Source organism: Coxiella-like endosymbiont of Rhipicephalus sanguineus (genome assembly GCF_018687865.1).
On the sequence record NZ_NIQB01000087.1, the window covers coordinates 1 to 2,837 of the forward strand.

The window sequence follows — 2,837 nt, forward strand, 5'->3', positions numbered from 1 at the left end:
TATTATTAAGCCTATTATTAAGCCTATTATTAAAGCCTATTATTAAGCCTATTATAGCGGGTATAGCCATGTCATTATCTTCCGTGACTGTAGTAGCTAATGCCAATCGTTTTCGTTTTTTCCAAAAAATAGGAAAAAATATGAATTTAGGAAAAAATATGAGTTATTTATTTTTTAATTTATCTGGAATTATTTTGATTATCTTTGTTATTTGGTGGTTTTGATTGATTCATAGGGGCAACAATATGAAGAAAACACTATTTACATGGCAGTCAAAAGTTCGCGATCATGAGCTAGATAGTCAAGGAATTGTTAACCACGTCATTTTTCTCCATTACTTTAAGCAATGTCGTAATGATTATGTGCGTTCAGTGGGTATTGATTTTTATAAATTCCATTTAAAAGGCTATGATTTAGTAGTGGTTGGGCTAGAAGGTCCGTTATTATTCGCAGTTAAAAGCAGAAGACAAATTTTATGTCACTGCTGAAATAAGGACTTACGATGAAAAAAAGATTACAAATCGTACAAGAAATAAGAAATTTAGAAGATAAAAAATTAGTGGCAAGCGCATCTATTTCTATCACTTGTGTGGATCAAAAAACAGGAAAAGCCTATATGCCTGACATTTTAAAGCAGAAACTTTCTCCTCAGAAATATAAGGACTTTTAAAATTTCTCTAACGATTGTGACTAATTAAGAGCCTCGCTGTATTTATGTGAGTATGCTACTATCCACGCATTGAAAAATGACAAAGCTGATGACCACAATTCCTCAAAAATTCATTCGTAATTTCTCGATTATCGCGCACATCGATCATGGTAAATCAACCTTGGCCGATCGATTTATTCAGCTTTGTGGCGGATTGACGGACCGCGAGATGAAAGCCCAAGTTCTTGATTCAATGGATATTGAACGGGAGCGGGGAATCACGATTAAGGCCCAGAGAGTCACTTTGGCCTACCAATCCCGAGATGGATATACCTATCAACTAAATTTTATTGATACTCCTGGGCATCTGGACTTTGCTTATGAGGTGTCTCGATCATTAGCGGCTTGTGAAGGCGCTTTATTAGTGGTAGATGCTGCCCAAGGCGTAGAAGCACAAACGGTAGCGACTTGTTATACGGCTATCGAACAAGGACTCGTCGTATTGCCGGTATTGAATAAAATTGATCTACCACAAGCAAATCCTGAGCGTGCTATTCAGGAAATTGAAGATGTTATTGGTATTGAGGCACATGACGCCATTTGGGTAAGTGCTAAAGAAGGTATTGGAGTAAAAGAGCTATTAGAGCAACTTATCGTCACCATTCCTCCACCAGTTGATGATCCCGAAATGCCATTACAAGCTTTGATTATTGATTCCTGGTTTGACAGCTATTTGGGAGTGGTTTCTTTAGTGCGAGTCAAAGCGGGCACTTTGCGAAAGGGAGATAAGATTAAAGTGATGTCGACGGGTAAAGATTACTATGTCGATCAGGTTGGTCATTTCACACCAAAACGCCAAGCATTAGAAGCCTTAAGCGCTGGTGGGGTAGGTTTTGTGGTCGCTGGGATTAAAGATATTTTTGGTGCTCCCGTAGGGGATACCTTGACGCACGCTAAAGAGTCTGCCAAAGTACCTTTGCCTGGCTTTCAGGAAGTTAAGTCTCAAGTTTTTGCCGGTTTATTTCCCATTGACCCAGATCAGTATGAAGCATTTCGAGAAGCGCTTGCTAAATTGCGTTTGAATGATGCGGCTTTGTTTTATGAATCCGAATCTTCAGATGCCTTGGGATTTGGATTTCGTTGCGGTTTTCTAGGGATGCTCCATATGGAAATTGTCCAGGAACGTTTAGAGCGCGAATATAATCTTGAATTAATTACCACAGCACCCACGGTGAATTATCAAGTTGTGACTAAGGAAAATGAGATTTTATATGTCGATAATCCCAGTCAATTACCCGAAGTTAGTAAAATTGCTGAAATTCGTGAACCTATTGCTGTGGCAAATATATTGGTACCGCCTGAATTTTTAGGTGCGGTAATTAGATTGTCCATAGAGAAACGGGGAGTCCAAAAAAAACTATTGTATCTAAGCAACCAAGTATCAATAACTTACGAAATCCCCTTGAGCGAGGTGGTATTAGATTTTTTTGATCGCTTAAAGTCTGTGAGTCGGGGGTACGCTTCGTTGGATTGCAGTTTCAACCACTTTCAAAAGGCGGATCTAGTAAAATTAGACATCTTGATCGGTGGTAAAACTGTGGATGCCTTAGCGACTATTGTGCATAAGGATCAAGCCTATTCACTAGGACGTGAATTGACAAAGCGATTAAAAGATTTAATTCCGCGACAAATGTTTGAGGTGGCTATTCAGGCGGCAATCGGTGCTAAAATAATTGCGCGTACCTCTGTGAAGGCGCTTCGCAAAAACGTGACAGCTAAATGTTATGGAGGAGACGTAACACGAAAACGAAAATTATTGGAAAAACAGAAAGTCGGTAAAAAACGTATGAAAAAAGTAGGTAAAGTAGCTATTCCTCAAGAAGCATTTTTAGCTTTTTTAAGAGTGAAAAATGATACTTAATTTTACTTTTTATTTAACCATTGCGGTACTACTGACTGGAATAATTTTTCTTGTATATTGGCTTTTCATTAAAAAACGCCGACCCTCAAAAACCAAAGCTTCTTTTCTTGTTGAATACAGCAAAGCTTTTTTCCCCGTTTTGTTAATTGTTTGGATAGTCCGATCTTTTATCATTCAACCTTATCGCGTACCCACAGGTTCATTAGAATTTATTGTTATGCCGGGTGATTTCATAACGGTGGAACAATTTGCTTATGGACTTCGTTT

The 2,837-nt window shown here is 38.4% G+C and carries 4 protein-coding genes; all 4 read left to right on the plus strand.

What is annotated here, in order from left to right:
• Window positions 1–224: hypothetical protein (locus B1F79_RS04950; protein WP_251366230.1), on the plus strand; the 224-nt coding region annotated here is incomplete at its 5' end.
• 278 nt (window positions 225–502) lie between these two features.
• Window positions 503–670: an acyl-CoA thioesterase family protein gene (locus B1F79_RS04955; protein ID WP_251366231.1), complete on the plus strand. Its 168-nt coding sequence runs from the start codon at window positions 503–505 to the stop codon at window positions 668–670.
• Window positions 671–758: 88 nt separating this feature from the next.
• Window positions 759–2,570, plus strand: coding sequence for a translation elongation factor 4 (gene lepA / locus B1F79_RS04960; RefSeq protein WP_372443158.1), 1,812 nt, complete (start codon window positions 759–761; stop codon window positions 2,568–2,570).
• On the plus strand, window positions 2,560–2,837 hold a 278-nt coding region (locus B1F79_RS04965; RefSeq protein WP_251366233.1), incomplete at its 3' end, for a S26 family signal peptidase. The genes lepA and B1F79_RS04965, both read left to right, overlap by 11 nt.